The organism is Micromonospora sp. CPCC 205561 (genome assembly GCF_036906775.1).
GTDB lineage: Bacteria > Actinomycetota > Actinomycetes > Mycobacteriales > Micromonosporaceae > Micromonospora.
Genome location: NZ_JBAKHV010000023.1, coordinates 17,123 through 42,737, shown reverse-complemented (window position 1 = coordinate 42,737; position 25,615 = coordinate 17,123). Strand labels below are relative to the sequence as shown.

At 74.4% G+C, this 25,615-nt stretch carries 18 protein-coding genes; 9 read left to right on the top strand and 9 right to left on the bottom strand.

Annotation, left to right across the window (positions count from 1 at the left end; genetic code table 11):
- The first annotated feature begins 289 nt into the window (after positions 1–289).
- Complete coding sequence (locus V6V16_RS14390; RefSeq protein WP_334562522.1) at positions 290–1,846, top strand: Rieske 2Fe-2S domain-containing protein; 1,557 nt, start codon at positions 290–292, stop codon at positions 1,844–1,846.
- Positions 1,847–2,082: 236 nt separating this feature from the next.
- On the opposite strand, the gene V6V16_RS14385 is transcribed toward V6V16_RS14390, so the two are convergent.
- Together V6V16_RS14385 and V6V16_RS14380 are read right to left on the bottom strand one after the other, a co-directional pair.
- Positions 2,083–3,678, bottom strand: a complete 1,596-nt coding sequence (locus V6V16_RS14385) for a phytoene desaturase family protein (RefSeq protein ID WP_334562521.1) — start codon at positions 3,676–3,678, stop codon at positions 2,083–2,085.
- A gap of 33 nt (positions 3,679–3,711) precedes the next feature.
- Complete coding sequence (locus V6V16_RS14380) at positions 3,712–4,431, bottom strand: TetR/AcrR family transcriptional regulator (RefSeq protein WP_334562520.1); 720 nt, start codon at positions 4,429–4,431, stop codon at positions 3,712–3,714.
- Between the two features lie 102 nt (positions 4,432–4,533).
- Between V6V16_RS14380 and V6V16_RS14375 the strand changes: the two genes are divergently transcribed.
- Positions 4,534–6,720: an MMPL family transporter gene (locus V6V16_RS14375; RefSeq protein WP_334562519.1), complete on the top strand. Its 2,187-nt coding sequence runs from the start codon at positions 4,534–4,536 to the stop codon at positions 6,718–6,720.
- A 73-nt stretch (positions 6,721–6,793) separates the two neighbouring features.
- On the opposite strand, the gene V6V16_RS14370 is transcribed toward V6V16_RS14375, so the two are convergent.
- On the bottom strand, positions 6,794–7,717 hold the full coding sequence (locus V6V16_RS14370; RefSeq protein ID WP_334562518.1) for a YhjD/YihY/BrkB family envelope integrity protein: 924 nt from the start codon (positions 7,715–7,717) through the stop codon (positions 6,794–6,796).
- 122 nt (positions 7,718–7,839) lie between these two features.
- Entirely contained in the window at positions 7,840–8,814 is a 975-nt protein-coding gene (locus V6V16_RS14365) for a golvesin C-terminal-like domain-containing protein (RefSeq protein ID WP_334562517.1), read from the bottom strand.
- A 168-nt stretch (positions 8,815–8,982) separates the two neighbouring features.
- Here V6V16_RS14365 and V6V16_RS14360 point away from each other — a divergent pair, with 168 nt between their 5' ends.
- Positions 8,983–9,549, top strand: coding sequence for a GNAT family N-acetyltransferase (locus V6V16_RS14360; RefSeq protein ID WP_334562516.1), 567 nt, complete (start codon positions 8,983–8,985; stop codon positions 9,547–9,549).
- Between the two features lie 54 nt (positions 9,550–9,603).
- Here V6V16_RS14360 and V6V16_RS14355 read toward each other — a convergent pair whose 3' ends face one another.
- The gene (locus V6V16_RS14355) at positions 9,604–10,920 is read right to left on the bottom strand and encodes a family 43 glycosylhydrolase (RefSeq protein ID WP_334562515.1); all 1,317 of its coding nucleotides are present in this window, start codon (positions 10,918–10,920) and stop codon (positions 9,604–9,606) included.
- 333 nt (positions 10,921–11,253) lie between these two features.
- On the opposite strand from V6V16_RS14355, the gene dxr reads away from it, so the two are divergent.
- The 5 genes from dxr to V6V16_RS14330 all read left to right on the top strand — a co-directional run bounded on the left by dxr (position 11,254) and on the right by V6V16_RS14330 (position 19,659).
- The gene (gene dxr, locus V6V16_RS14350; RefSeq protein WP_334562514.1) at positions 11,254–12,465 is read left to right on the top strand and encodes a 1-deoxy-D-xylulose-5-phosphate reductoisomerase; all 1,212 of its coding nucleotides are present in this window, start codon (positions 11,254–11,256) and stop codon (positions 12,463–12,465) included.
- The gene (locus V6V16_RS14345) at positions 12,465–13,715 is read left to right on the top strand and encodes a M50 family metallopeptidase (RefSeq protein WP_334562513.1); all 1,251 of its coding nucleotides are present in this window, start codon (positions 12,465–12,467) and stop codon (positions 13,713–13,715) included. The genes dxr and V6V16_RS14345 overlap by 1 nt, the downstream gene beginning before the upstream one ends.
- A 9-nt stretch (positions 13,716–13,724) precedes the next feature.
- Positions 13,725–14,900 (top strand): flavodoxin-dependent (E)-4-hydroxy-3-methylbut-2-enyl-diphosphate synthase, encoded by a 1,176-nt coding sequence (gene ispG, locus V6V16_RS14340; RefSeq protein WP_334562512.1) that lies wholly within the window; start codon positions 13,725–13,727, stop codon positions 14,898–14,900.
- 143 nt (positions 14,901–15,043) lie between these two features.
- Entirely contained in the window at positions 15,044–15,883 is an 840-nt protein-coding gene (locus tag V6V16_RS14335) for a GNAT family N-acetyltransferase (protein WP_334562511.1), read from the top strand.
- A gap of 194 nt (positions 15,884–16,077) precedes the next feature.
- Positions 16,078–19,659 (top strand): ATP-binding cassette domain-containing protein, encoded by a 3,582-nt coding sequence (locus tag V6V16_RS14330; protein WP_334562510.1) that lies wholly within the window; start codon positions 16,078–16,080, stop codon positions 19,657–19,659.
- 48 nt (positions 19,660–19,707) lie between these two features.
- On the opposite strand, the gene V6V16_RS14325 is transcribed toward V6V16_RS14330, so the two are convergent.
- From V6V16_RS14325 to V6V16_RS14310, 4 genes are all read right to left on the bottom strand, one after another.
- Positions 19,708–20,772 carry an NADH:flavin oxidoreductase/NADH oxidase gene (locus V6V16_RS14325; RefSeq protein ID WP_334562509.1) on the bottom strand — a complete coding sequence of 355 codons (1,065 nt, stop codon included), beginning with the start codon at positions 20,770–20,772 and terminating at the stop codon, positions 19,708–19,710.
- Positions 20,773–20,878: 106 nt separating this feature from the next.
- A complete protein-coding gene (locus V6V16_RS14320) occupies positions 20,879–22,180 on the bottom strand; it encodes a dicarboxylate/amino acid:cation symporter (RefSeq protein ID WP_334562558.1) in 1,302 nt (433 codons plus the stop codon).
- Positions 22,181–22,442: 262 nt separating this feature from the next.
- On the bottom strand, positions 22,443–23,078 hold the full coding sequence (locus V6V16_RS14315) for a DUF998 domain-containing protein (protein ID WP_334562508.1): 636 nt from the start codon (positions 23,076–23,078) through the stop codon (positions 22,443–22,445).
- Entirely contained in the window at positions 23,071–24,036 is a 966-nt protein-coding gene (locus V6V16_RS14310; RefSeq protein ID WP_442934086.1) for a glutathione S-transferase family protein, read from the bottom strand. Before V6V16_RS14310 ends, V6V16_RS14315 begins: the two co-directional genes overlap by 8 nt.
- 103 nt (positions 24,037–24,139) lie before the next feature.
- Between V6V16_RS14310 and pcaF the strand changes: the two genes are divergently transcribed.
- Complete coding sequence (pcaF, locus tag V6V16_RS14305; RefSeq protein WP_334562507.1) at positions 24,140–25,342, top strand: 3-oxoadipyl-CoA thiolase; 1,203 nt, start codon at positions 24,140–24,142, stop codon at positions 25,340–25,342.
- Positions 25,343–25,615: the final 273 nt, after the last annotated feature.

Genomic DNA, 25,615 nt, shown 5'->3' with positions numbered 1-25,615 from the left:
GGGGTCGGCGCTGGGTCCGGCCTGACAGGGCGACACACGACCCGTGCGGACGACCTCCGACGCTCGGGGCCGCGACGCGGAGCGGGGGACCGGCCGCTCGGCGGGAGTCGGTCGGCCCGGCGCCCGGCGGGTCGGCGCACGGGACACCGGTGCCGCACCCGGCCGGCCGGGTCGTCCGGCCCCTCGCGGTGGGGCGGGTCGCCTCTACCGGCGTCGCGGGGCGGGGGCCAGACTCCCTCCGGTAGCGTTCTGACGTACACCTTGTTTGTCGTTTTGAGGGGGAACTGCGGTGCGAGTGACCGGTACGGGGCACGCCAGCATGCGGATCGACACGGCCGCGGGCAGCATCCTGTGCGACCCGTGGGTCAACCCGGCCTACTTCGCGTCGTGGTTCCCGTTCCCGGACAATTCCCTGCTCGACTGGGAGGCCCTCGGCGACGTCGACTACCTCTACGTCTCCCACCTGCACCGGGACCACTTCGACGCGGCGCACCTGAAGCGCTTCGTGTCGAAGGACGCCACCGTGCTGCTGCCCGCCTTCCCCACCTCCGAGATGGAGGACGAGCTGCGGGAGCTGGGCTTCACCAAGTTCCTGAAGGCGCCGAACGAGCAGGTCGTGGAGCTGGACGGCGGCCTGAAGGTCATGATCCAGGCGCTGACCAGCCCGACCGACGGCCCGATCGGCGACTCCTCGCTCTGGGTGGAGTACGACGGGGTCCGGTTGCTCAACCAGAACGACGCCCGCCCCGCCGACCTGAGCGTCTTCGCCGAGCTGGGCCACGTGCACGCGCACATGCTCCAGTTCTCCGGCGCGATCTGGTACCCGATGGTCTACGAGCTGCCGCAGGCGGCGAAGACCGCGTTCGGCAAGCAGAAGCGGGACCGGCAGTTCGACCGCACCTGGCGCTACATCGACGACCTCAAGGCCGACCACGTCTTCCCGATCGCCGGCCCGCCCTGCTTCCTCGACGACGAGCTGTGGCAGTTCAACGACATCCACGGCGACGAGGGCAACATCTTCCCCGACCAGTCGGTCTTCCTCAGCGAGTACGCGAAGGTCGGCGGGACCAACGGCGTCGTGCTGCTCCCGGGCAGCGTCGCCGAGATCACCACCGGGAGCTGCGAGACCGTCCACCCGGTGCCGGTGGAGGAGTTCTTCGCGAACAAGGTCGCGCACCTGGAGGAGATGCGGGAGCGCAAGCGGCCGGTCATCGAGGCCGAGAAGGCGTCCTGGCGGCACCCCGACGTGGACGTGCTCAAGGAGATGCAGCGCCGCGTCGAGCCGCTGCTGGATGAGTCGATCTACCTGGCCAAGGGGGTCGGCGGGCCCGTCCGGTTCGACCTGGTGGGGTACGACGGGGAGACCGTCGAGTCCATCGTCGTGGACTTCCCGGGCAAGCAGGTCCGCCCGTACGCCGACGAGAAGGTCCGCTACCGGTTCCGTACCGAGCGGGCGCTGATCGAGCACCTGCTGCACATCGGCGAGGTGGACTGGGTCAACTCCCTCTTCCTCTCCTGCCGTTTCTCGGCGGCCCGCATCGGCCAGTACAACGAGTTCGTCTACGCGTTCTTCAAGTGCCTCTCCACCGAGCGGCTCCAGTACGCCGAGGGCTGGTACGACGAGCACGAGCGCTCCAGCGACGCCGAGGACATCACCCTCGGCGACTGGGTGGTGCAGCGGCGCTGCCCGCACCTGAAGGCCGACCTGACCCGGTTCGGCATCGTCGACGGAGACCAGCTCACCTGCCAGCTGCACGGCTGGAGGTTCGACCTGGGCAGCGGCCGCTGCCTCACCAGCGTCGGCCACAAGATCCGCGCCCACCGCGCCGAATCCCCCACCCCCTGACCGCCGCCCGCCCCGACGCCTCCCCGACGCATCCCCGGCGCCGCGCCGCGTCCTCGGTACCGCGTCGCCGCGTCGCCGCGTCCTCGGCGGCGCGTCGATCTTGCACTTGCCGTCCCGACAAAAGCGACGTAGGCGGCGAACTGCCGGCCGAAAGTGCAAGATCGCGCAGCGTGGAGGCGTGGGGCGTGGGGGGCGCGCGGGGGCGTGGGGGGCGTGGGGGGCGTGCGGGGTGGGGGTCAGGGGGTCAGGTCGGTGAGGATGCGGCGGGCGGCGTTGTGGCCGGCGGCGCCGATGACGCTGCCGGCCGGGTGGCAGCCGGCGCTGCCCGCGTAGACGCCGTCGACGCCGGTGGCGTACGGCATCCGGTCGGTGAACGAGACGGTGTTGTCGACGTGGTGGATGTGCCCGCCGGTGATGCCGAAGTGCGCCTCGATGCCGGGCGGTGGGAGGGGCACGACGTCGGCGATCAAATCGCCGGTGCCCGGGGCGTACCGCTCGCAGATCGCGATCAGGCGGTCGACGTAGCCGGGTAGCGCCTCGTCCCACGTGGTGCCGGCCGGGGCGTACGGCACCGACTGGACGAAGAGCGCGGAGGAGTGGTGCCCCCGGCCGTCCGACAGTGACTCGTCGACGGTGGTGTGCAGGTACCACTCGATGGTCGGCTCCTCGGGCAGCCGCCCCGCCCGGACGTCCGCCCACATGGCGCGCAGCGCCGCCATCGGCGACTCGCCGGCCCCGCCGGTCAGCGAGTCCGAGCCGGGCAGCAGGTGGATGGTCGAGCCGAACGGGCTCGGGGCGTCCCCGGGCAGGCAGGAGAAGCGGGGCAGGCCGGTCAGCGCGAGGTTGAGCTTGAGGGTGGTGCCGGGTCGGCGGACCGCCGCCATCCGGTCGGCCAGCGGCGCCGGGAGCGCGCCGTCGGGCAGCAGCTCCATCAGCCGGTACGGGTCGCAGGCGCCGAGCACCACCGGCGCGGCGACCTCCCGCCCGTCCGCGAGGACCACCCCGCTGGCCGCGCCGCCGTCCACGGTGATCGCGCCGACCGGCGCGCCGGTGCGGATCGTCGCGCCGGCGGCCCGGGCGGCGTCGGCGAAGGTGCGCGACACGGTGCCCATCCCGCCCTCGGCGATCATCCAGGTGCCGTCGGAGCCCGGCAGCCGGCACATGTTGTGCACCAGGAAGTTGTGCCCGGTGCCGGGGTCGTCGGGGCCGGCGTTGAGCCCGGAGAGGCCGTCGGTGACGGCGTACATGCTGACCAGCAGCTCGGAGCGGAAGTCGAAGCGGGCCAGGTGGTCGGCGACCGAGCCGCGGACGAGGTCGACGAAGACCTGCCGCAGCGCCGGCCGGACGTACCGCTCGGCGGTCTGCTCGACCGGCAGCGGCTCGGCCAGCCAGGCGGGGGCGAGGTCGTCGCGCAGCGCGGCCAGCTCGGCCTGGAGGGCGTCGTCGGCGGCCGCGTCGGCGGGGGAGAAGAACCGCGCGAGCTGTGCCCGGCTGGCCGCCGTGTCGCTGCCGAAGAGCAGGTACGGCGAGCCCGGCCCGCCCGGGGTGGGCAGGAAGTAGTGCGGGTCGCGGCGCAGCACCGGGATCCGGACGTCCAGCGTGGCGAGCAGCTCCGGCGGCATCAGGCCGAGCAGGTACGACCCGGTGGAGTGGCGCAGCCCGGGCACCCGGGCGAACGGCGCCTCCGTGCGGGTGGCCCCGCCGATCACGTCCGCCGCCTCCAGCACCAGCACGTCGAGCCCGGCGCGGGCGAGCAGGATCGCGGACACCAGACCGTTGTGCCCGGCGCCGACGATCACCACGTCGGCCCGGGTCGGCAGCTCGTCACCCATGCCGGGTGAGCCTAGCGCCGCCGGGCCCGCCGGTCAGCCCTTCGCGGCCGGCGCCTCGGGCAGCAACTGGGTGGTCAACGTCTCCAGTTCCAGCTCGAAGAGTGCCTCGGCGTCGGTGACGGCCCAGTCGAACTGGTGGAAGACCTCCATGGCCACCAGCCCGTAGAGCCGGGTCCAGCCGGCGAGGAAGGCGTACGCGACCTCGACGGGAATCTCGCCGTGGCTGAGCCGCAGCGGCTCCAGCCGGCCCTCGCCCAGGCCCCGCCTCAGCAGCTCGGCGGGCGGGGCGCGGAAGGGCGCCCGGCGCCAGAGGTCGAGGATCGGCTCGATGAAGACCGCGCCGAAGCGGGCGCCGGGACGGTCACGGGTGACGCAGCCGTCGACGAACGCGGTGCGCCCCGGCACGGGCGCGCCGAAGACCAGCCCGAACTCGGCCGGGTGCCCCACCGACCAGGCGCGGAACGCCCGGGACATGGCCAGCAGCCGCGCGATCGGCTCGGCCCCGGCGTCGTCCCGGGTCGCCTCCAGCCGCAGCCGCAGCTCGTCGTAGAGGTCGCCGGTCAGCTCCGCGACCAGCGCTTCGAGGCTGGGGAAGTAGCGGTAGATGGCCGGCGCGGTCATGCCCATGTCGCGGGCGATGGCCCGTAGCGAGATGGCGTCGACCCCGCCCGTGACCAGCAGCCGCCGCGCGCCGTTCTTGATCTCGGTGACGGTCGCCGTGCGCAGGCGTTCCCGTCGGCTCGGTGCGCCCATCCGGCTGGCTCCTTGACCGAATCGACCGCCGTTGCCATAGTTAACGGCGTTCACTCAAATGAGTGATGCTAACACCCTAGCCGTCCGTGGAGGAGGAGGCGAATGTTCGCCTGGTGGGGACAGATGGTGGTGCGGCTGCGCTGGTCGGTGCTGGCCGCCGCCGTGGTGCTCGTCGCGGTCGGCTCGACCTGGGGAGTCGGTGTCTTCGGTCAGCTGACCGGCGGCGGCTTCGACGACCCGGCCAGCGAGTCCAGTCGCGCCGCCGAGCGGATCACCCGGGAGCTGGGGCCGCAGGGCGCCGACCTGGTGGTGCTCTGGTCCAGCGACGGGGCGACGGTGGACCAGCCGGCCTTCCGGGACCCGGTCGCGGCCACCGTGGCCGGGATGCGTGCGCACCCCGAGATCACCAGCGTCACCACCTGGTACGACACCCAGGCCCCGACGCTGCTCTCCACCGACCGCCGGGCCACCTACGCGCTGGTCCAGCTTAGGGCCGCCGACAAGGACGACAAGGCCGCCGCGTACGAGGAGCTGCGCCCCGCCCTCGCGGCACCCGGCGTACGGACCGAGATCGGCGGGGCGACGGCGGCACTGTACGAGTCGAACACCCAGACCACGAAGGACATCACCCGCGCGGAGCTGCTCTCCATGCCGGTGCTGCTGGTGCTGCTGGTGCTGATCTTCGGCGGGCTGGTGGCGGCGTGCACGCCCCTGCTGATCGGCGGGCTCGCCATCCTCGGCGCGTTCGTGGCCGTCCGGCTGCTCAACATGGTGACCGACGTGTCGGTCTTCGCGATCAACGTCATCACCCTGATCGGCCTGGGCATGGCGGTCGACTACGCCCTGTTCGTGGTGAGCCGCTTCCGCGAGGAGTTGGCCGCCGGGCACGACACCCCCGACGCGATCCGGCGCACCATGGCCACGGCCGGGCGGACGGTGCTGGTCTCCGGGCTCACCGTCGCGACCGCCATGGCCAGTCTGCTGATCTTCCCGCAGGCGTTCCTGCGCTCGATGGCGCTCGGCGGGATGGCCGCCGTGCTGGTCGCCATGCTGGCGGCGCTGACCGTGCTGCCGGCCCTGCTCGCGGTGCTCGGCCACCGGATCGACGCGCTGCGCGTACCGCTGCCGTGGCGGCGTCGGGCGGGCCGGGGGCGGTCGGCGGCGGGGGGGACGGGCGGCGCCTGGGCCAGGATCGCGCACAGCGTGATGCGCCGCCCGGTGCGCTACCTGGTCGGGGTCACCGTGCTGCTCCTGCTGCTCGCCACGCCGGTGCTGCGGATGGAGTTCGGCGGGTTCGACGACCGGGTGCTGCCCGCGTCCGCCGAGCCGCGGGTGGTCTCCGAGCGGATCGCCGCGGAGTTCCCCGGCGGCACCATCGCGCCGATCGACGTGCTGGTCTCCGGGGCCTCACCGGAGCAGGTGCGCCCCTTCGCCGAGCGGGTGGGCACGCTGCCGGGCGTGACCGGGGTGCAGGTGGCGGCGAACCGGGGGACGTCGACGCTGCTGACCGTGACGTACCCGGGCGAGCCCACCGGTGACACCGCGCACGACGTGGTCCGGGCGCTGCGGGACCTGCCCGCGCCGGCCGGCGCCGAGGTGCTCGTCGGCGGCCGGCCCGGCGTCGACCTGGACCTGATCGACGGCCTCGCCGACCGGCTGCCCTGGATGGCCCTGCTGATGGCGGCCGCGATCCTGGTCCTGCTCTTCCTCGCCTTCGGCTCGGTGGTGCTGCCGGTCAAGGCGGTGCTGATGAACCTGGTGTCGATCGGCGCGTCGTTCGGCGTGGTCGTCTGGATCTTCCAGGACGGGCACTTCGCCGACCTGCTCGGTTTCACCCCGACCGGGTTCATCGAGCCCAGCAATCCGATCCTCATGCTCGCCGTGCTCTTCGGGCTGGCGACCGACTACGAGGTGTTCCTGCTCTCCCGGGTGCGCGAGGAGTGGGACCGCACGGGCGACAACACCGCCTCGGTGGCCACCGCCCTACAGCAAACCGGGCGGATCATCACCGCGGCCGCGCTGCTGCTGATCATCGTGGTGGCCGGTTTCGCCACCGGCGAGATGGCGTACATCAAGCTCATCGGGATCGGCATGATCGTGGCGATCGTGGTGGACGCGACGTTGGTCCGGGCGCTGCTGGTGCCGGCCACCATGCGGCTGCTCGGGCGCTGGAACTGGTGGGCCCCCGGCCCGCTCGGCCGGGTCTACCGTCGCTTCGGCCTGCACGAGTCGGCCGATCCCGGTCCGTCGGCACCGGAGGAGACCCGGCACCCCGCGTTCACCAAGTAGGGGCTCGCGTCGGTGCCCCGTCGGCCCTGGCGCCGACGGGGCACCGACTCCCGTGGCGGCGTGGCCCAGTAGGTCACGCCGGCCCGTTCCGGCCCTGACCCTCGGCCCGGTCGCCGGGCGCGGCGCCGACCCCGTCGGCGGGCGGGGCCGCGCCCCCGTCGGTCGACACGCCGCCGCGGCGGGCGCGCCAGCGGGAGAGGGCGAGGGTGGCGGAGTAGCCGGCCAGCACGATCACGTGGAAGAGGTAGAGCCAGAGCAGGACCGCCACCCCCGCGCCGATCTCGTCGAAGCCGCCGAACGGCACCCCGAGGTCGAGCGGGAGCGAGGCGAAGAGCACGAAGCCGTGCAGGAAACCGGAGAGGTTGGCGGCGGTGAACGATCCGACGCCGAGCGTGGAGAGCCAGTCCGGCGAGGCGGGGCCGACCGCGCGGAACACCCAGAGCAGCACCGGGGTGAGCACCAGCCAGACCGCCAGGAAGGAGAGCACCACGCCCAGCGCGCCGCTCCACCCGCCCTGGCGGACCAGCCCGGTGGTCGTCGGCAGCGCGAGCAGGATCGACAGCAGCAGGGCCGGGGCCGGGGCCAGCAGGGGCAGCAGCAGCAGCCTTCCCCGCCAGCCGACCAGCGACTCCTCGCTGCGCGGCACGGCGACCGAGACGAAGGCACGGCGCAGCCCCTCGCCGTACAGCGACGCCGGCAGCAGCGACGCCAGCGCCAGCAGCGGGGTCAACTCCACCCCGGCTCCGACCAGCGCCTGCACCGCCCCGGGCGCGCCGATCTCGTCCGGCAGGGTCCGCACGGCGTACGAGGTGAGCCGGCGGACCCGGTCGGCTCCCGCCAGCAGCGCGGTCAGCCAGATCGCCAGTAGCGCCACCGGCACCACGGCGATCGCCCCGTAGAAGGTGATGGCGGCGGCGTGCAGGGACAGGTCCCTGCCTCGCAGCGGGCGGAACGCCGCACTGGTGATCCGCTTCGCCCGTTGCCATCCGCCGCCCATCGCGGCTTCTTTCCCCGTACCGGCCCGCGTCACTCGCGAGATCGCCGCCGAGGTCCGAGGTACGCCGGAGCCGCCGGGCGGGACGGCTCCGGCGGCTCCGGCCCGGGCCGGTGCGACGGTGCTCAGCCCAGCGGCGACAGCTGGCCCGTGCCGCGGGTGGCGTACGAGCAGCCGCTGGTGGGCAGGCTCGTCGCCGCGGGCGGGGTCACCCCGTCGTAGATCGCCAGCAGGAAGTTCTGCGGGCACCGCCGGGTGCTGCCGGTGCGGATGCCGAAGTGCAGGTGCGGCCCGGTGGAGTTGCCGGTGTTGCCGGTGAGGCCCAGCTGCTGCCCGGGCGCGACGGACGCGCCGTTGCCGACCGACCACGCCGAGAAGTGGCAGTAGGTGTAGACCGCCCCGTCGGTGCCGGTGAGGTTGACGCCCTGGCCGCAGGAGCTGTCGTTGATGATGGTGACGGTGCCGGCCCGCACGGCGTACGCCCTGGTGCCGGTGCCGACCGCGAGGTCGATGGCGGGGTAGTCGTGGTGCGGGTCGTCGTACTCGCCGCGCGGCAGCACGTTCTTCGGCAGGGGCAGGGAGAAGGCGGGGTTGCCGCCGGTGGTGCTGGTGATCCGGACGGCGTCCGCGACGACGTAGCCCGGGCTGCTGCTCCAGCGGCTGACGCCGACCACGGGGTAGTCGCCGGCCGCCAGCGTGAAGGTGCCGAGGCTGACCCAGCGGCCTCCGCTGGAGCGCTGGTCGACGACCACGCTCTGGTTGCCGCCGGTGGTCGCCACGACGAACGGGGTGGCGCTGTTGTAGCCGGCGTCCGCCGGGTACCACACCTCGACGAGGTGGGCGCCGGCGGCCGGGATGGACGCGGTGAACCAGGCCGCGTCGCTGCCTCCGGTGTAGGGCGTCGCGAACCGGTAGTCGGTGCCGTACTTCTGGGCGGACCAGGACGACGTGCCCCAGTTCGCGCTGGCGGTGAAGCGTCCGGCGGTGGCGTTGTCCACGGTGGTGGTCGCCGCGGACGCGGATCCGGCCGGACCGAGCAGCACCAGGGTGGCCCCGGTCAGCCCGGCGACCAGGGCGCGCGCGGCGGTGGCGAGTCTCACGGAAGTGCCTCCGAGGGTCAGAGAGGTACGGGGGGCGTGGCAGGTGAAGGTATTCAACCAATACCGATCGATGATCGTAAGAGTTTTACATAGATCATCATAAGTGTCCGGGGGGTCGTGCCGGTTCCCGGCCCGGGCCGGGAACCGCCGCTCACTAGGATCGCCGTGATGACAGTTCTCAGCACGGAACGCCTGGTCGTGCGGGAGTGGACCGCCGACCCTGCCGACCTGTCCCGGATCTTCGACATCTACTCCCGGCCGGAGGTCGCCCGCTGGCTGGGCGCGCCCGGCCTGCCGCTGACCGACCCGGCGCAGGCGGCCGACCGGCTGGCGATGTGGCAAAGGCGGCACGCGGGGCACGGCGGCCGGTACGGCACCTGGGCGATCGAGGTCCGCGAGACAGGCGTGGTCGTCGGCACCGTGCTGCTCAAGCCGCTGCCCGGGCGCGACGAGAACGTGCCGACCGAGGAGATCGAGGTGGGCTGGCACCTGCACCCCGACTCGTGGGGCCACGGGTACGCCACCGAGGCGGCCCGGGCCGCGGCGGCGCGGGAACTCGCCGCCGGCGGCCGGGAGGTCTACGCCGTGGTGTCGCCGGGCAACACCGCGTCGCTGGCGGTGGCCCGACGGGCCGGCATGACCCACGTGGGCCGCCGCACGGACTGGTACGGCGGCGAGTCCCTGGAGACCTTCGTGCTGACCGCGCCCGTCGACGGGGGCCCGGCGGCCCGGTGAGCCGGGCCCCGGAGCCCGGTGAGCCGGGCCCTCGTCGGCCGGGGCGCGCGGGCGCTACGCCACCTCGACGAAGTCGAGCTCCGCCCAGCGGCTCAGGTGGGTGAACCGCAGCGTGTTGAAACCGGCGTTGAGCGTGACGTCGACGCCCGCCTGCCGCCAGACGTCCCAGCCGGTGTTGGGATAGGAGACGACCTTCGGGTTGGCGCCGTTGACGGTCAGCGTGTGCTGGGCGTCGCCGTAGCCGGCGGCGTAGGCGACGTGGGCGCGGTAACCGCCGGCCCGGGGTGCGAAGACGGTGACCTCGACCCAGCTGTCCGCGTGGTCGATGTACGCCACCACCTGTCCCTGGGAGGTGTTCGGGGCGGCGCGCACCGCGCACCGGTTGAGCCCGCCGCGCTCGGCCTCGTAGCGCACCCGGCTGCCCCGCACCACGGGGTTCCCGCCGGCCCAGCCCAGCGCCGCGACGTACATGCCGCGGGCGGAGTAGTTGTTGATCCAGCCGTGGAACACGATGTGGTCGCCGCCCGCCTCGCGTACCACGTCCGCGCCGCCCGGCCCCCGCACGGCCGAGTCCAGCGACGCCGTGGTCATCAGCGAGCGGTACGCCTTGGTGTAGGGGCCGGTCAGCGAGGCCGAGGTGGCGTAGCTGGTCTGGTAGCCGTCGCCGCCGTAGCCGCCGAGCGAGTAGAACAGCACGTACTGCGCGCCGACCTTGGTCAGCACCGGTGCCTCGATGATGCCCGCCTCCTCGGCGCGGCCGCTGCGCAGCAGCTCGACCCGGGCGCCCTGGAGCGTCACGCCGTCCGCCGCGACCTGTTGCAACCAGAGGCTCGTCGGCTGGCCGATGGCGTTGCCGTCGTCCTTGTAGAGCAGGTAGCGCAGCCCGGTGCTGTCGGTGAAGCTCGCCGCGTCGATGTCGCCGCCCTCGCCGGCGTTGCAGACCAGCGGCCCGGTGCCGACGGAGGTGAACGGCCCGAGCGGCGAGGTGGCCAGCGCGGCGCCGAGGCACTGCCGGCCGGTGGCCCGGCTGCGGGCGGTGTAGTAGAGCAGGTAGCGCCCGTCGGCGCGCTGCGACACGTCGGGTGCCCAGGTCAGGCCCCCGTTCGCCCAGGCGCCGAGGGTCGGCATCGCGTCGGCCCGCCGGGTCCACGGCCCGGTCAGCGAGCCGGCGGTGGCGACCGGGACGTTGCCGTGGCCGTTGTTCGTGGAGTACGCGTAGTAGGTGGCGCCGAACTTGACGACGTCGGGGTCGGGGAAGTCGCTGGCGATGACCAGCGCCGGTGTGGTGGTGGCAGCCTGGGCCACGCCCGGGCTGACGAGCAGTGGGGCGGCGACCAGCACGGCCGCCAGCCAGACGAGACCTCTTCGCATGTCGGAATTCAACCACAGGCGTCGATGTATTGAAAGAAACCTGCGGGCGCCCGGTCCGCCCTGCGGGCGGGGCGGCGCCCTGGTCCGGGCTACGGCCTGCCGGCGCGGGCCCGGTGCGCGATCCCGTGCGGCGGGGGCCGGTGGCCGGGCGGAGCTGGGCACCGGCCGCGGCGGCACCTTCACCATGACCGGGCCCTTCGCGTTCGCGGTCGACCCGGCGGATCTCCTCGCCGAGGAGGCGCCGGAGGAGCGCGGAGGCATCGGAGGAGCAGCCCGACGCGGAAGGCTGAGGCTCCCGGCGGGGGCACGGCGATGGTGGGGAAGAATGACCCGGTGACCTCCTCACGTGATCTTGTTCTGCTCGGCTCCACCGGTTCGATCGGCACCCAGGCCATCGACATCGTGCGGCGCAACCCGGAGCGGTTCCGGGTGGTCGCGCTCGGCGCCGGTGGCGGCAACGTCGAGCTGCTCGCCGCCCAGGCCCTCGAACTGCGGGTCGACGCGGTCGGCGTGGCGAAGGCGTCCGCCGCGCAGGACCTTCAGCTCGCCTTCTACGCCGAGGCGAGCCGGCGCGGCTGGGCCAGCGGGGACTTCAAGCTTCCCAAGATCGTGGCCGGCCCGGACGCGATGACCGAGCTGGCGCAGTGGCCCTGCGACGTCGTGCTCAACGGCGTGGTGGGCTCGCTCGGGCTCGCGCCGACCCTGGCCGCGCTGCGCGCCGGGCGTACGCTCGCGCTCGCCAACAAGGAGTCCCTCGTCGCCGGCGGCTCGCTGGTGAAGGCCGCGGTGACGCGGCCGGAGCAGATCGTCCCCGTCGACTCGGAGCACTCGGCGCTGGCCCAGTGCCTGCGCGGCGGCACCCGGGGTGAGGTGCGGCGGCTGGTCGTCACCGCCAGCGGCGGCCCGTTCCGGGGTAGGCGCCGCGACGAGCTGACGCGGGTGACGCCCGAGCAGGCGCTGGCCCACCCGACCTGGAACATGGGGCCGGTCGTCACGATCAACTCGGCCACGATGGTCAACAAGGCGCTGGAGGTGATCGAGGCGCACGAGCTGTTCGACGTGCCGTACGCCGACATCGCCGTGATGGTGCACCCGCAGTCGGTGATCCACTCGATGGTCGAGTTCGTGGACGGCTCCACCCTCGCCCAGGCCAGCCCGCCGGACATGCGGCTGCCGATCGCGCTCGGCCTCGGCTGGCCCGACCGGGTGGCCGACGCCGCCGCCGCCGTCGACTGGACCAGGGCCTTCACCTGGGAGTTCGCGCCGCTGGACGACGAGGCGTTCCCGGCGGTCGCGCTCGCCAAGGCCGCCGGCGAGGCCGGACGCTGCCGGCCGGCGATCTACAACGCGGCGAACGAGGAGGCCGTGGCCGCCTTCGTGGCCGGGCGGCTGCCCTTCCTCGGCATCGTCGACACCCTCCGGCGGGTGCTGGAGGACGCTCCCGACTTCGACGAACCAGGTACCGTCGAGGACGTGCTCGCGGCGGAGTCGTGGGCGCGCGCGCACGCGCAGGAGATCATCGCGGGTTCGGTGGAAGGAGCTTGATGGCGTACCTGCTCGGGGTGGTGCTCTTCGCCCTCGCGATCCTCGTCTCGGTGAGCCTGCACGAGGCGGGGCACATGCTCACCGCCAAGGCCTTCGGCATGAAGGTCACCCGCTACTTCGTCGGCTTCGGCCCCACCCTCTGGTCGTTCAGGCGGGGCGAGACGGAGTACGGCGTCAAGGGCATCCCGCTCGGCGGCTTCTGCAAGATCGTCGGGATGACGCCGCAGGACGACGACGTCGACCCGGCCGACGAGCCGCGCGCGATGTGGCGGTTCCCGGTCTGGAAGCGGACGATCGTGATGTCCGCCGGCTCCATCACCCACTTCGCCCTCGCGCTGGTGGCCCTCTGGATCATCGCGGTCTCCGCCGGCCTGCCCAACCCCGACTTCCCCAGCACCGAGGCCGAGATCCGCAAGGAGCCGGCGGTCATCCAGCTGTCGAAGTGCGTGGTCCCGGAGAACACGCTGCGCGAGTGCACCACCACCGACCCGGCCAGCCCCGCCGCCCAGGCGCAGCTGCGCGACGGCGACCGGATCACCGCGATCAACGGCACGCCGATCGCCGACTACGGCCAGCTGCTCTCCACCCTGCGTGCCCTCAAGCCGGGCGACACCGCGCGGATCGCGTACGTCCGCGACGGCCAGCCGGCCACGGCCAGCACGGTGCTCGCGCAGACCCAGCGGCCCCCGCTCGACGACCCGAAGGGCCAGGTCACGGCGGTCGCCGCGCTCGGCGTCGGCCTCGTCCCCAGCACCCCGACCCGGGTCACGTACGGGCCGGTGGGGGCCTTCGGCGCGACCGCCGACTTCACCGGCGACATGGCGGTCAACACCTTCGAGGCGATGAAGCGCATCCCGCAGAAGGTGCCGGCCCTGTGGACGGCGATCACCGGCGGCGAGCGGGACATCGACACCCCGATCAGCGTGGTCGGCGCCAGCCGGCTCGGCGGCGAGGCCGTCGAGAACGACGCCTGGCTGCTGTTCTTCATGCTCTTCGTCTCGCTGAACTTCTTCATCGGCGTGTTCAACCTGCTGCCGCTGCTGCCGCTCGACGGCGGGCACATCGCCATCGCCTGGTTCGAGCGGGCCCGCTCCTGGCTCTACGCCCGGATCGGCCGCACCGACCCCGGGCGGGTGGACTACCTCAAGCTCATGCCCCTCACGTACGCGGTGATCCTGATCGGTGGCGTGTTCACGCTGCTGACCATCACCGCGGACGTCGTCAACCCGATCACGCTCTTCTCAAGGTGAGTGCCTGAAGTGACCGCTGTCAGTCTCGGTATCCCCTCCGTGCCGCCCCCGCCGCTCGCCCCGCGTCGGCTCAGCCGCCAGATCATGGTCGGCTCGGTCCCGGTCGGTGGGGGCGCGCCGGTGTCGGTGCAGTCGATGACCACCACCCTCACCTCCGACGTGAACGCCACGCTCCAGCAGATCGCCGAGCTGACCGCGTCCGGCTGCCAGATCGTCCGGGTGGCCGTGCCGAGCCAGGACGACGTGGAGGCGCTGCCGGCGATCGCGAAGAAGTCGCAGCTCCCGGTGATCGCCGACATCCACTTCCAGCCCAAGTACGTCTTCGCCGCCATCGACGCCGGCTGCGCCGCGGTCCGGGTCAACCCGGGCAACATCCGCCAGTTCGACGACAAGGTCAAGGAGATCGCCAGGGCGGCCGGCGACGCGGGCGTGCCCATCCGGATCGGCGTCAACGCCGGCTCGCTGGACAAGCGGCTGCTCGCCAAGTACGGCAAGGCCACCGCCGAGGCGCTGGTCGAGTCGGCGCTCTGGGAGTGCTCGCTCTTCGAGGAGCACGGCTTCCGCGACATCAAGATCTCGGTCAAGCACAACGACCCGGTGGTGATGATCCGGGCCTACCGCCAGCTCGCCGAGAAGTGCGACTACCCGCTGCACCTGGGCGTCACCGAGGCGGGCCCGGCCTTCCAGGGCACCATCAAGTCGGCGGTCGCCTTCGGCGCGCTGCTGGCCGAGGGGATCGGCGACACGATCCGGGTCTCGCTGTCGGCGCCGCCGGTGGAGGAGATCAAGGTCGGCAACCAGATCCTGGAGTCGCTCGGGCTGCGCGAGCGGGGCCTGGAGATCGTCTCCTGCCCGTCCTGCGGTCGCGCCCAGGTCGACGTCTACAAGCTGGCCGAGGAGGTCACCGCCGGCCTGGAGGGGCTGCCGGTGCCGCTGCGGGTCGCGGTGATGGGCTGCGTCGTGAACGGCCCGGGCGAGGCCCGCGAGGCCGACCTCGGGGTGGCCTCCGGCAACGGCAAGGGCCAGATCTTCGTCAAGGGCAAGGTGGTCAAGACCGTGCCCGAGGCGCAGATCGTGGAGACCCTGATCGAGGAGGCGCTGCGCATCGCCGACGAGATGGGCGCCGAGCTTCCGGAGGAGCTGCGGGGCCTGCTTCCCGGCGGCGCCACCGTCACCGTGCACTGACCGGCCCGGCGCGTGCGGCGACCGGCCCGTCGCGGCGCTGACCGGCCCCGCCGTCGCGTGCCGGCCCCGTCCGGTGGCGGCGGCGTGGTCCCGCTCGTCACTCGGCCGGCGCGGCGGGGGGCGGATCTGGCAGGCTGGTATCCGTGCTGACGGTGCCGGTACGGCAACTCGGGGAGTCGGAGCGCCGCGCGGTCGAGCGGTTGCTCGACCTCGACCCGTACGCGGGCGCGCAGGTCGCCGAGCGGATCACCGCGCGCGGCCTCGCCTGGTGGCGGGCGGAGGGCCGGGTGCTGGGCTACGGCACCCGCCGCAACCTGGAGTCGATCTGCTGGGTCGGCGGCAACCTCACCCCGGTGCTCGCCACCGAGCCGGCCGTCGCCGCGTACGCCGACCTGCTCGCCGGCGAGGAGCGGCTCTGCTCGTCGATCGTGGGCCGGGCCGACGCGGTGCTCGGCCTCTGGGAGCGGCTCTCCGACGTCTGGGGCCCGGCCCGGGCCGTACGCCCCAACCAGCCGCTGCTGGCCACCGACGCGTTGCCGTCGCTGCCGGCGGACCCGGAGGTGCGACGGGTCCGCGGCAACGAGATCGACCGGCTCTTTCCGGCGGCGGTGGCGATGTACACCGAGGAGGTCGGTGTCTCGCCCCTCGTCGACGACGGCGGGCGCGGCTACCGCCGGCGGGTCACCGACCTGGTCCGGGCCGGCCGGGCGTACGCCCGGCTGGTCGACGGCCAGGTGGTGTTCAAGGCGGAGCTGGCGGTGGTGACCCGCCGGACCGCCCAGGTGCAGGGCGTCTGGGTGGCCCCGGAGTGGCGGGGCCGGGGCATCGCCTCGGCGGCCATGGCGGCGGTGGTGCGCGACGCGCTGCTGCGGGTGGCCCCGACCGTCAGCCTCTACGTCAACGACTTCAACCTGCCCGCCCGCCGGGTCTACGAGCGCTGCGGCTTCCGCCCGGTCGGCACGCTCGCCACCGTGCTCTTCTGAGCGCCCCGCCGGTGGGCGGCACCGCCGGCCCGGCGGGACCGGACGGGTGAACCGGCGCCGGACGGGTGAACCGGCGCCGGACGGGTGAACCGGCCCCGCCGGCACGCCGGACAGCCGGTAAATGCGTTGAGTCGGGCGGCGGCACCGCGCAGGCTGGATGCTCCGCCCCCAGGCCTGCCCGAAGGGACTTCACCGTGCGTCTGCTCCGGGACCTGTGGGCCACCTCGCCCCGCCGAATGACGATCGTGACCTGCCTCGTCGTGCTCGGCGCCAGCGGTCAGGCCGCCGCCGCCGCGCTGGCCGGCCCCGTCCTGGTGCACCGCGCCGCCGGGTTCTTCGCGCTGCTCGCCGTGGCGCTGGTCGCCGCCGTCCTGACCGACCTCGCGGTGAGCCTGCTGATGGCCGGGCTGACCGCCGACTGGTCCGCCGACGTGCGGCGTCGGCTGTGCCGGGTGGCGCTCGGGCAGGACCTGCCGACCCTGGAGACCACCCCGGTCGGCGAGCTGCTCGACCGCATCGACGGCGACGTCTACCAGGTCGCCGCCGCGGTACGCAACCAGGGCGTACGGATCGCGCAGGCGTTGGCCGCCGGCGTGCTGTCGACCCTCCTGGCCCTCGCGGTGTGGTGGCCGGCCGGCGTCGGGATGCTGCTGCTCACCGTGTCGTTGACGGCTGTCCTGCGCAAGCCGGCCGCGCGGATCGGCCCGGCCCGGATGGCCGAGGAGGAGGCCTGGTCCGACCTCGCCGCGGTGATGGAGGAGGCCGTCCACGGCCAGGACGACGTGCGCACCAGCCTGGCCCGGCCGTACGTGTTGCGCCTCTACGCCCGGCGGGCGGCGGAGGTGCTCGCTCGGGGCTCCCGGGTGTGGCGGATGTCCGCCCAGGTCACCACGGTGGCCGCCGGCGTCACCCAGGTGGGGATCGCGGCCGTGGTGCTCGGCGGCGCGTGGGCGCTGGTCACCGGCCGCGTCGACGGCGCCCGGCTCACCGCGGTCTGGTTGCTCGCCATCGGGTTCGGCATGACCGTCGAACACGTCAGCCGGATGGTCCCCGAACTCCAGTACGCCCTGGGGGCGTGGGGTCGGGTGCAGCTGCTGGCGAACTCCCCGCAGGAGCCCGCGGGCGGCGCCGCCCCGACCGACGGGGACCTGGTGGTCCGGGGCCTCACTTTCCGCTACGCCGGCGCCGACCCAGGGCGCGGCCCCGCGCTGCGCGACGTCGACCTGACGTTCACCCGGGGCCGCTCCTACGCGCTGGTGGGCCGGACCGGTTCCGGCAAGTCCACCCTGGCCAAGGTGCTCACCCGGGCCGTCGACGTGCCGCCCGGGACGGTCTTCCTGGCCGGTGCCGACCTCCGCGACCTCGACGTCGAGCTGCTGCGCCGGTGGATCGCCGTGGTGCCCCAGCGCACCGAGATCCTCGCCGGCACCCTCGCCGAGAACGTCGCCCTGTTCGACCCGGAGCTGCTCGACGCCGCCGCCCGGGCGCTGCGGGAGCTGGGGCTGACCGGCTGGATCGCCGAGCTGCCCGACGGCCTCGACACCCGGCTGGGCGACGGCGGGCACGTGCTCTCGGCGGGCCAGGAACAGCTGGTCGCCTTCGCCCGGATCCTCGTACGCGACCCGCACGTGGTGATCCTCGACGAGGCGACGGCGCGGCTCGACCCGGTGACCGAGGCACGGGTGCAGCAGGCGACCGAGCGGCTGCTGCGGGACCGGATCGGCGTCGTCATCGCGCACCGCCTCTCCTCGGTGCGCCGCTGCGACGAGGTGGTGGTGATGGCCGACGGCGCGGTGGTCGAGGCCGGGCCGCTGCACTCGTCGGAGCGCTTCGCCGAGCTGCTCGCCACCAGCCACGCCACCGCGTACGCGCACTCGGCACCGGCAGGCCGCTCCGGCGGGGTGGACCTGCTGACCGGCCCGTCGGAGCCGTGGCCGCTCGGCGGCCCGGGCGACGACGCGGCGCCGGCCGTCCCGCCGGCCCCGGCGGTGGCCGGAGCGTCGGCCGCTCCGCCCGGCGGGCCGCCGGCGGAGTCGTCCGTCGCCGCCGAAACCGGCGGCGAACCACCGCGGGCGGCCCGGGTCGAGGCCCCGACGCCCCGCGGGCCGCGCGGCCTGCGGGAGATCCTGCGGCTCTGCCTCAACGACCCGCGCTACGGGCTGGCCTCGCTGTCGATGTTCCTGCTGCTCGTGCTCCTCGGGCTGGAGGGGCCGGTGCTGCCCTGGCTCTGGGCCGACCTGGTCGACGGCGCCGGCGACCCGTGGCTGCCGGCGCTGGGCATCGTCGGTGGCCTGCTGATCACCCTGCCGGTGCCGTACTTCACCAACCTGCGGTTCCCGCAGTGGTGGGTCCGGCAGATGCTGCGGATCAGCCTGCGCCTGGTGCACGGGCAGACCGGGCCGCGCCGGGTCAGCGGGCACACGCCGGCCGAGGTGGTGGCCCAGGGCGGCGACACGGAGCGGGTGGTGCAGCTCGCCGACAACCTGATGGACCAGGCGATCTCACTCCTGCTCCTGGTCGCGATGACCGCCGTCACCGGCAGCCTGGTGCCGGGGTTCTTCTTCGCCGGCACGATGCTGGTCTCCGGGCTGGCCGCCACGCTCTTCGGGCCCCGGCTGGAGCGCTCCGCGCGGGACACCGTCGCGGCCCGGGCCGCGTTCGCCACGGCGCTGGTGTCCTCGCTCTCCGCCGCCCGTACGGTCAAGCTGGCCGGCGCCACCCGACCGGTCCTGGCCCACCTGGCCGACCTCGACGTGGTCCGCAGCGACCGGCAGCGCCGGGAGATCTCGGTGCAGGTCTGGTCCCGGTCGACGCCGGCGCTGGTCAGCGGCCTGCTGCCGATCGGGGCCTGGGCGCTCTTCCTGGCCGGGGAGCTGTCGGCGGGGGCCACCCTGGTCGCGGTCGCCACCCTGGCCGCCGCCCGCTGGTTCGCCTGGACGACGGCGTCGCTGATCTCGCAGATCCCCTCGGCCCGGGTCTGGACCCGCCGGACGGTGGCCATGACCGGGGTGGAGGCCTACTCGGCGGCGGTGCCGGCCGTGGACCTCGGCGCGGGGACCGCCCCGGTGCCGGCCGTGCCGCCCCGGCGCCCGCTGCGGCGGCTGGAGCTGACCGGCTTCGGCGTCCGGCACGGCGACGGGACGGTGGCGGTACGCGACGTCGACCTGACGGTGGAACGCGGCCAGCTGGTGCTGATCGTGGGGCCGGTCGGCTCGGGCAAGTCGTCGCTGCTGCGGGCGCTCGCCGGCATCGCGCCGCACACGGGCCGGCTGACCTGGAACGGCGAGCGGGTCACCGAGCCGGAGCTGTTCCTGCGCCCGAACCAGGTGGGCTACGTCGGCCAGCTGCCCCGGGTGCTCTCCGGCACGGTGGCCGACAACGTCACCCTGGGCCACCAGGTGGACGCCGCCGCGGCGGTGACCACCGCCCAGCTCGACCACGACCTGGCGGCGACGGGGGGCGGGCTCGGACTGCTGATCGGGCACAAGGGCACCCGGCTGTCGGGCGGGCAGTTGCAGCGCCTCGCGCTGGCCCGGGCGCTCGCCCCGCGTACGGAGCTGCTGGTGGCCGACGACGTCTCCTCGGCGCTGGACGTCACCACCGAGCTGGCGCTCTGGCAGGCGCTGCGCGAGCACGGGGTGACCGTGGTGGGCTCGACCTCGAAGCGGGCCGCCCTGGTCCGGGCCGACCACGTGGTGGTGCTCCACTCCGGCGGGGTCGCCGCCCAGGGCCCCTGGCGCGACCTCGAAGCCGAGTGGTCCCACCTGGCCGGCTGACCGCACCCTTCGCGCCCGCCCGACGGTCCGGACGGGCGCGGACCGGGGTCAGGCGCGGGCGTACTGGTCGGGCCAGGTGGGAGTGGCTCCCAGCTTGGCGGCCGCCCGGTGCGGCCAGTACGGGTCCCGCAGCAGCTCTCGGCCGAGCAGGACCAGGTCGGCGTCGCCGGCGGCGACGACCCCCTCGGCCTGCTCCGGCTCGACGATCAGGCCGACCGCGCCGGTCGCCACGCCCGCCTCCCGGCGCACCCGGGCGGCCAGCGGCACCTGGTAACCCGGGCCGACGGGGATGGCCGCCGTGGTCGACGCGCCGCCCGACGAACAGTCGACCAGGTCGACGCCGGCGCCGGCCAGCTCGCCGGCGAGCACCACGCTGTCCTCGACCGTCCAGCCGTCCGGCTCCCAGTCGGTGGCCGAGATCCTGGTCAGCACCGGCACGTCCTCGCCGACCGCCGCGCGGACCGCCCGCGCCACCTCCAGGGCCAACCGCATCCGCCCGGCCCGGTCGCCGCCCCAGCCGTCGTCGCGGTGGTTGGTCAGCGGGGAGAGGAACTCGTGCAGCAGGTAGCCGTGCGCTGCGTGGATCTCCACGGCGGCGAACCCGGCGTCGACCGCCCGGCGGGCAGCCGCCCCGAAGGCCTCGACCACACCGGCGATCCCCGCCTCGTCCAGCGCCGTGGGCGTCCGGTAGTCGGGCACGAACGGCGCGGCCCCCGGACCGACCGGCGTCCAGCCGCCCTCGGCGTCGGGCACCCCGCCCCGTCGCGGCGCCCACGGTCGGTACGTCGACGCCTTGAACCCGGCGTGCGCGAGCTGCACCACCGGGACGGCGCCGTGCGCGGCGACGAACGCGGTGACCGGCCGCCAGGCGTCGACGTGGGCCCCGGACCAGAGCCCGGTGTCCTGGGGGCTGATCCGCCCCTCGGGCAGCACGGCGGTGGCCTCGGTCATCACCAGGCCGACGCCGCCGACCGCCCGGGCGCCCAGGTGCACCAGGTGCCAGTCGGTGGGCAGACCGTCCGGGCCGGCCGTGTACTGGCACATCGGCGCCAGCGCGATCCGGTTGGGCAGGGTCACGCTGCGCAGGGTCAGCGGGGTGAACAGGACACTCATGCGGTCATCCTCTCCGGGTGCGGGGAGGACCCCCGGGCGGGGCCCTCCCCGACTCGTCGGGTCGCGCCGGGCGCGGCGCGGGTGGGCTGGGTCGCGGGCGGGGCCCTCAGACCGGTACCGGGCTCAGCTCCTCCGACCGGCGCGGGCCGGCGTCGGCGTCCGCCGGGGCGAGCGGCGACCGGCGACCGGCGGAGTCGTACGCGGCCCGGTCCAGGGTGCCCTCGCGGGCGGCGACGATCGTCGGCACCAGCGCCTGGCCGGCGACGTTCGTGGCGGTGCGGATCATGTCCAGGATCGGGTCGATGGCCAGCAGCAGGCCGGCGCCGGCCAGCGGCAGGCCCAGCGTGCTCAGCGTCAGGGTGAGCATCACGATCGCGCCGGTGAGCCCGGCGGTGGCGGCGGAGCCGACCACCGAGACGAAGGCGATCAGCAGGTAGTCGGTGACGCCGAGGTCCACCCCGAAGACCTGGGCGACGAAGATCGCGGCCAGCGCCGGGTAGACGGCGGCGCAGCCGTCCATCTTCGTGGTGGCGCCGAACGGCACCGCGAAGGAGGCGTACTCGCGGGGGACGCCGAGCCGCTCGACGGAGCGCTGGGTCACCGGCATGGTGCCCACCGAGGAGCGGGAGACGAAGGCCAGCTCGATCGCGGGCCAGGCGCCGGCGAAGAAGCGCAGCGGGTTGAGCCGGCCGGCGGCCACCAGCAGCAGCGGGTAGACCACGAAGAGCACGATCGCGCAGCCGACGTAGACGGCGGTGGTGAACTTCGCCAGCGGGGCCACCAGGTCCCAGCCGTACGAGGCGACGGCGTTGCCGATCAGGCCGAGGGTGCCGATCGGGGCGAGCCGGATCACCCACCACAGCGCCTTCTGGACGATCTCCAGCAGCGCGCGGTTGATCGCCACGAACGGCTCGGCCTTCTCGCCGACCAGCAGCGCCGCGGCGCCGACGACGAGGGCAAGGAAGACGATCTGGAGCACGTTGCCGTCGACGAACGCGCCGACGGGGTTGGTCGGCACGATGCCGGTGAGGAAGTCGGTCCAGGAGCCGGTCCGGGTGGGCGCCGTGGCGCCCGCCGTGTCGAGGCTGACGCCGCGACCCGGGTCGGTGAGCAGGCCCAGCCCGATGCCGACGCCCACCGCGATCAGCGCGGTGACGCCGAACCAGAGCAGCGTCCGGAGCGCCAGCCGGGCGGCGTTGGCCACGCCGCGCAGGCTGACCACGCTGACCACGATGGCGGTGAAGACCAGCGGCGGTACGGCCAGCTTGAGCAGCTGGACGAAGAGGCCGCCGACGGTGTCGAGGGTGCCGGTGAGCCAGCTCAGGTCGTTGGCGCGGGCCAGGAAGCCGAGCGCCACGCCGAGCACGAGGCCGAGCAGGATCTGCACGGAGAAGGGGATCTTGCGCAGGGCGGAAGCCATGAGGATGTTCCCAGGGTCTGGAGGTCGGAACGGGGCAGCGTCAGGAGAGCGGCTGCGCCGGACAGACGCCGCTGGCCTGCAGTCGGAGGTCGACATACAGGCGCACGGTGAGGTGCCAGACGTTGGTCATCGCCCGCCGAGGCTAGCCCCGCCCGTCGATGCGGCGGAAGGACCTGTGCCGGTGACGCTCCTTACACGCCGGCGGGCGGGGGTGGAGCTTCCCGCCGCGGGCCCCGGCGGGGCGCCCGCCTCACCGGCGGCGCAGGGCGATGGCGATGGCGGTGGCCGCGCCCCAGAGGACGGCCACCAGCAGCAGCGCCCGCTCCAGGACCGCGATCAGCGCGCCGCGGCCGACCGTGACCATGGCCACGGCGGTCGCCCCCGCCAGCGGCAGCGCCACCGAGACCGCCCCGGCGGCCAGCCGGCGCAGCGACCGCCCGGCCCGGGGCGAGAGGGCGACCGCCAGCATCGCGAAGACCACCGCGGCCACCGTGAGGATGCTCGCCCCGCCGTGCACCAGGTCCGCCGTGGTGGCCCGTTCGAACGGCGGCAGCGGGCAACCCGCGCTGCACGTTACCGCCCCCGAGACCAGCGCGAGGAGGCTCCCGGCGGCGAGCAGCGCCGCCGCCACCCGCAGCATCGGGGGCAGCGCCACGGCGAGCAGCAGCACCCCGGCGGCCAGGGCGAAGACCCCGATCCGGTACGCCGGGGCGTACCCGCTGTCGGTGACGCCCGCCTCGCTGACGTACCCGGTAAGCCCCGGGCCGGGACCGGCGACCACGGCGACGGTCACCGCGACCGCCCCCACGACGACGCAGGCGGCGGCCGACGCGGCGGCGACCCGGCGCGGGGTGCTGGTCGGCCGGGCCCGGTGCGGCTCAGCCACGCCCGTGCGGGGTGGTCCAGCCGGAGGTGTCGGGGCCCGCCGGGACGATCCCCGTCGGGTTGATCGCCGGGTGGGTGCCGTAGTAGTGCCGCTTGATGTGGTCGAAGTCGACGGTCTCGCCGAAGCCCGGCGTCTGGAACAGGTCCCGCGCGTACGCCCAGAGCACCGGCAGCTCGGTGAGCTTCTGCCGGTTGCACTTGAAGTGCCCGTGGTACGCCACGTCGAAGCGGACCAGGGTGGTGAAGAGCCGCACGTCGGCCTCGGTGATCGCGTCGCCCATCAGGTAGCGCCGGCCCGCCAGCCGCTGCGACAGCGCGTCGAGCCGGGCGAAGAGTGCCCCGAAGGCCTCGTCGTACGCGGCCTGCGAGGTGGCGAAGCCGCACCGGTAGACGCCGTTGTTCACGTCCCGGTGGATCTCCGCCATCAGGGCGTCCAGCTCCGGCCGCAGCTCGACCGGGTAGAGGTCCGGCGCGCCCGGCCCGTGCAGGCCGCGCCACTCGGTGGAGAGGTCCAGGGTGAGCTGCGGGTAGTCGTTGGTGACGACCCGGCCGGTGCGCGTGTCGACCAGCGCGGGCACGGTGACCCGCCCGGTGTAGTCGGGGTCGGTGGCCAGGTACGCCTCGGAGAGGAAGCCGACGCCGAGCACCGGGTCGAACCCGTCGGGGTCGAGGCCGAACCGCCAGCCCCGTTCGTCGCGGATCGGGTCGACGGTGCCGAGGGAGATCGCGTCCTCCAGGCCGAGCAGCCCGCGCACGATCCGGGCCCGGTGCGCCCAGGGGCACGCCCGGCACCAGATCAGCCGGTACCGGCCCGGCTCCAGCGGCCACCGGCCCCGCGCGTCCGGCCCGCCGCCGGGCGGGGAGTCGGACTCCGGCGTCACCCGGCCGGTGAACCGGTTGGGCTGGCGGACGAACTCGCCGCCGCCGCTGGTCTCTGCGCTGAACTGGGCCCGGGCCATGCCGCCAACCTATCCGGCGGGCGCGCGGATATCCTGGCGGCGGGGCGTCCCGGGACCCGGGCCGCCCGCTCCCCGCCCCTTCCCACCCCCGAAGGATCGCGCGATGACCGTGGCATACCTGGTGGCCGGTGTCCGCACCCCGATCGGCCGGTACGGCGGCGCGCTCGCCGGCGTCCGCCCCGACGACCTGGCCGCGCACGTGATCCGTGAGCTGGTCGCCCGGCACCCGTCCGTGGACTGGGCGCGGGTGGACGACGTGATCCTGGGCTGCGCCAACCAGGCCGGCGAGGACAACCGCAACGTGGCCCGGATGGCGGCGCTGCTCGGCGGGCTGCCCGAGGAGGTGCCCGGCAGCACCGTCAACCGGCTCTGCGGCTCCGGCCTGGACGCGCTCGCCGGCGCGGCCCGCTCCGTCGTGGCCGGCGAGGCCGACCTGGTGGTGGCCGGCGGGGTGGAGAGCATGAGCCGCGCCCCGTTCGTGATGCCGAAGGCGACGACTCCCTACTCCCGCACCGCCGAGGTCTACGACACCACCATCGGCTGGCGGCTGGTCAACCCGCTGCTGAAGCAGCACTGGGGCATCGACTCCATGCCGGAGACCGCGGAGAACGTCGCCGCCGAGTACGGCGTCGGCCGCGCCGAGCAGGACGAGTTCGCGTACCGCTCGCAGCAGCGCGCGGCGAAGGCGCAGGCCGACGGCCGGTTCGCCGAGGAGATCGTGCCGGTGACCGTGCCGGCGGGGCGGCGCGAGACGAAGCTGGTCGAGGCCGACGAGCACCCCCGGGAGACCTCGCTGGAGAAGCTGGCGGCGCTGCCCACCCCGTTCCGCGAGGGCGGCACCGTCACCGCCGGCAACTCCTCCGGCGTCAACGACGGCGCGGTGGCGCTGCTGGTCGCCTCCGAGGCGGCGGTGGCCCGGTACGACCTGACCCCGCTGGCCCGCGTCGCCGGGGCCGCCGCGGCCGGCGTGCCGCCGCGCGTGATGGGCGTCGGCCCGGTGCCGGCCACCCGGAAGCTGCTCGACCGCCTCGGCCTCGGCCTGGACGCGATCGACGTGGTCGAGTTGAACGAGGCGTTCGCCGCGCAGTCCGTGGCGGTGCTGCGCGAGCTGGGGCTCCCGGCCGACGCCGAGCACGTCAACCCGAACGGCGGGGCGATCGCGCTCGGGCACCCGCTCGGCGCCAGCGGCGCCCGGCTGGCGCTGACGGCCGCGCTGGAGCTGCGGCGCCGGGGCGGCCGGCGGGCCCTCGCCACCATGTGCGTCGGCGTCGGCCAGGGCATCTCGCTGCTGCTCGAAGCCGCCTGACCGGCGCCGAGGCGTTACCGGGCGCGGGCGCCGGCCGGCGCGAGCCGTGCGCCGACCGGCTGGTCGAGGAGCGCGTTCGCGTCCGACCGGCCGGGCTGGGCGCCGCATCCCGTGTCGCGGCGGGCACCGGACGCCGCCGGTCGTCCGGTTCGCGCTCGGTGTCCGTTGCGTGACGGTCTCCGGAAGTGCCGACGAAGTGGGTCATGGGATCTCCCGGAGCCGGGAGTTCGCGGCCTAGAGTGGTCAGCACCACACGACCCGCGGGTCGGCCGG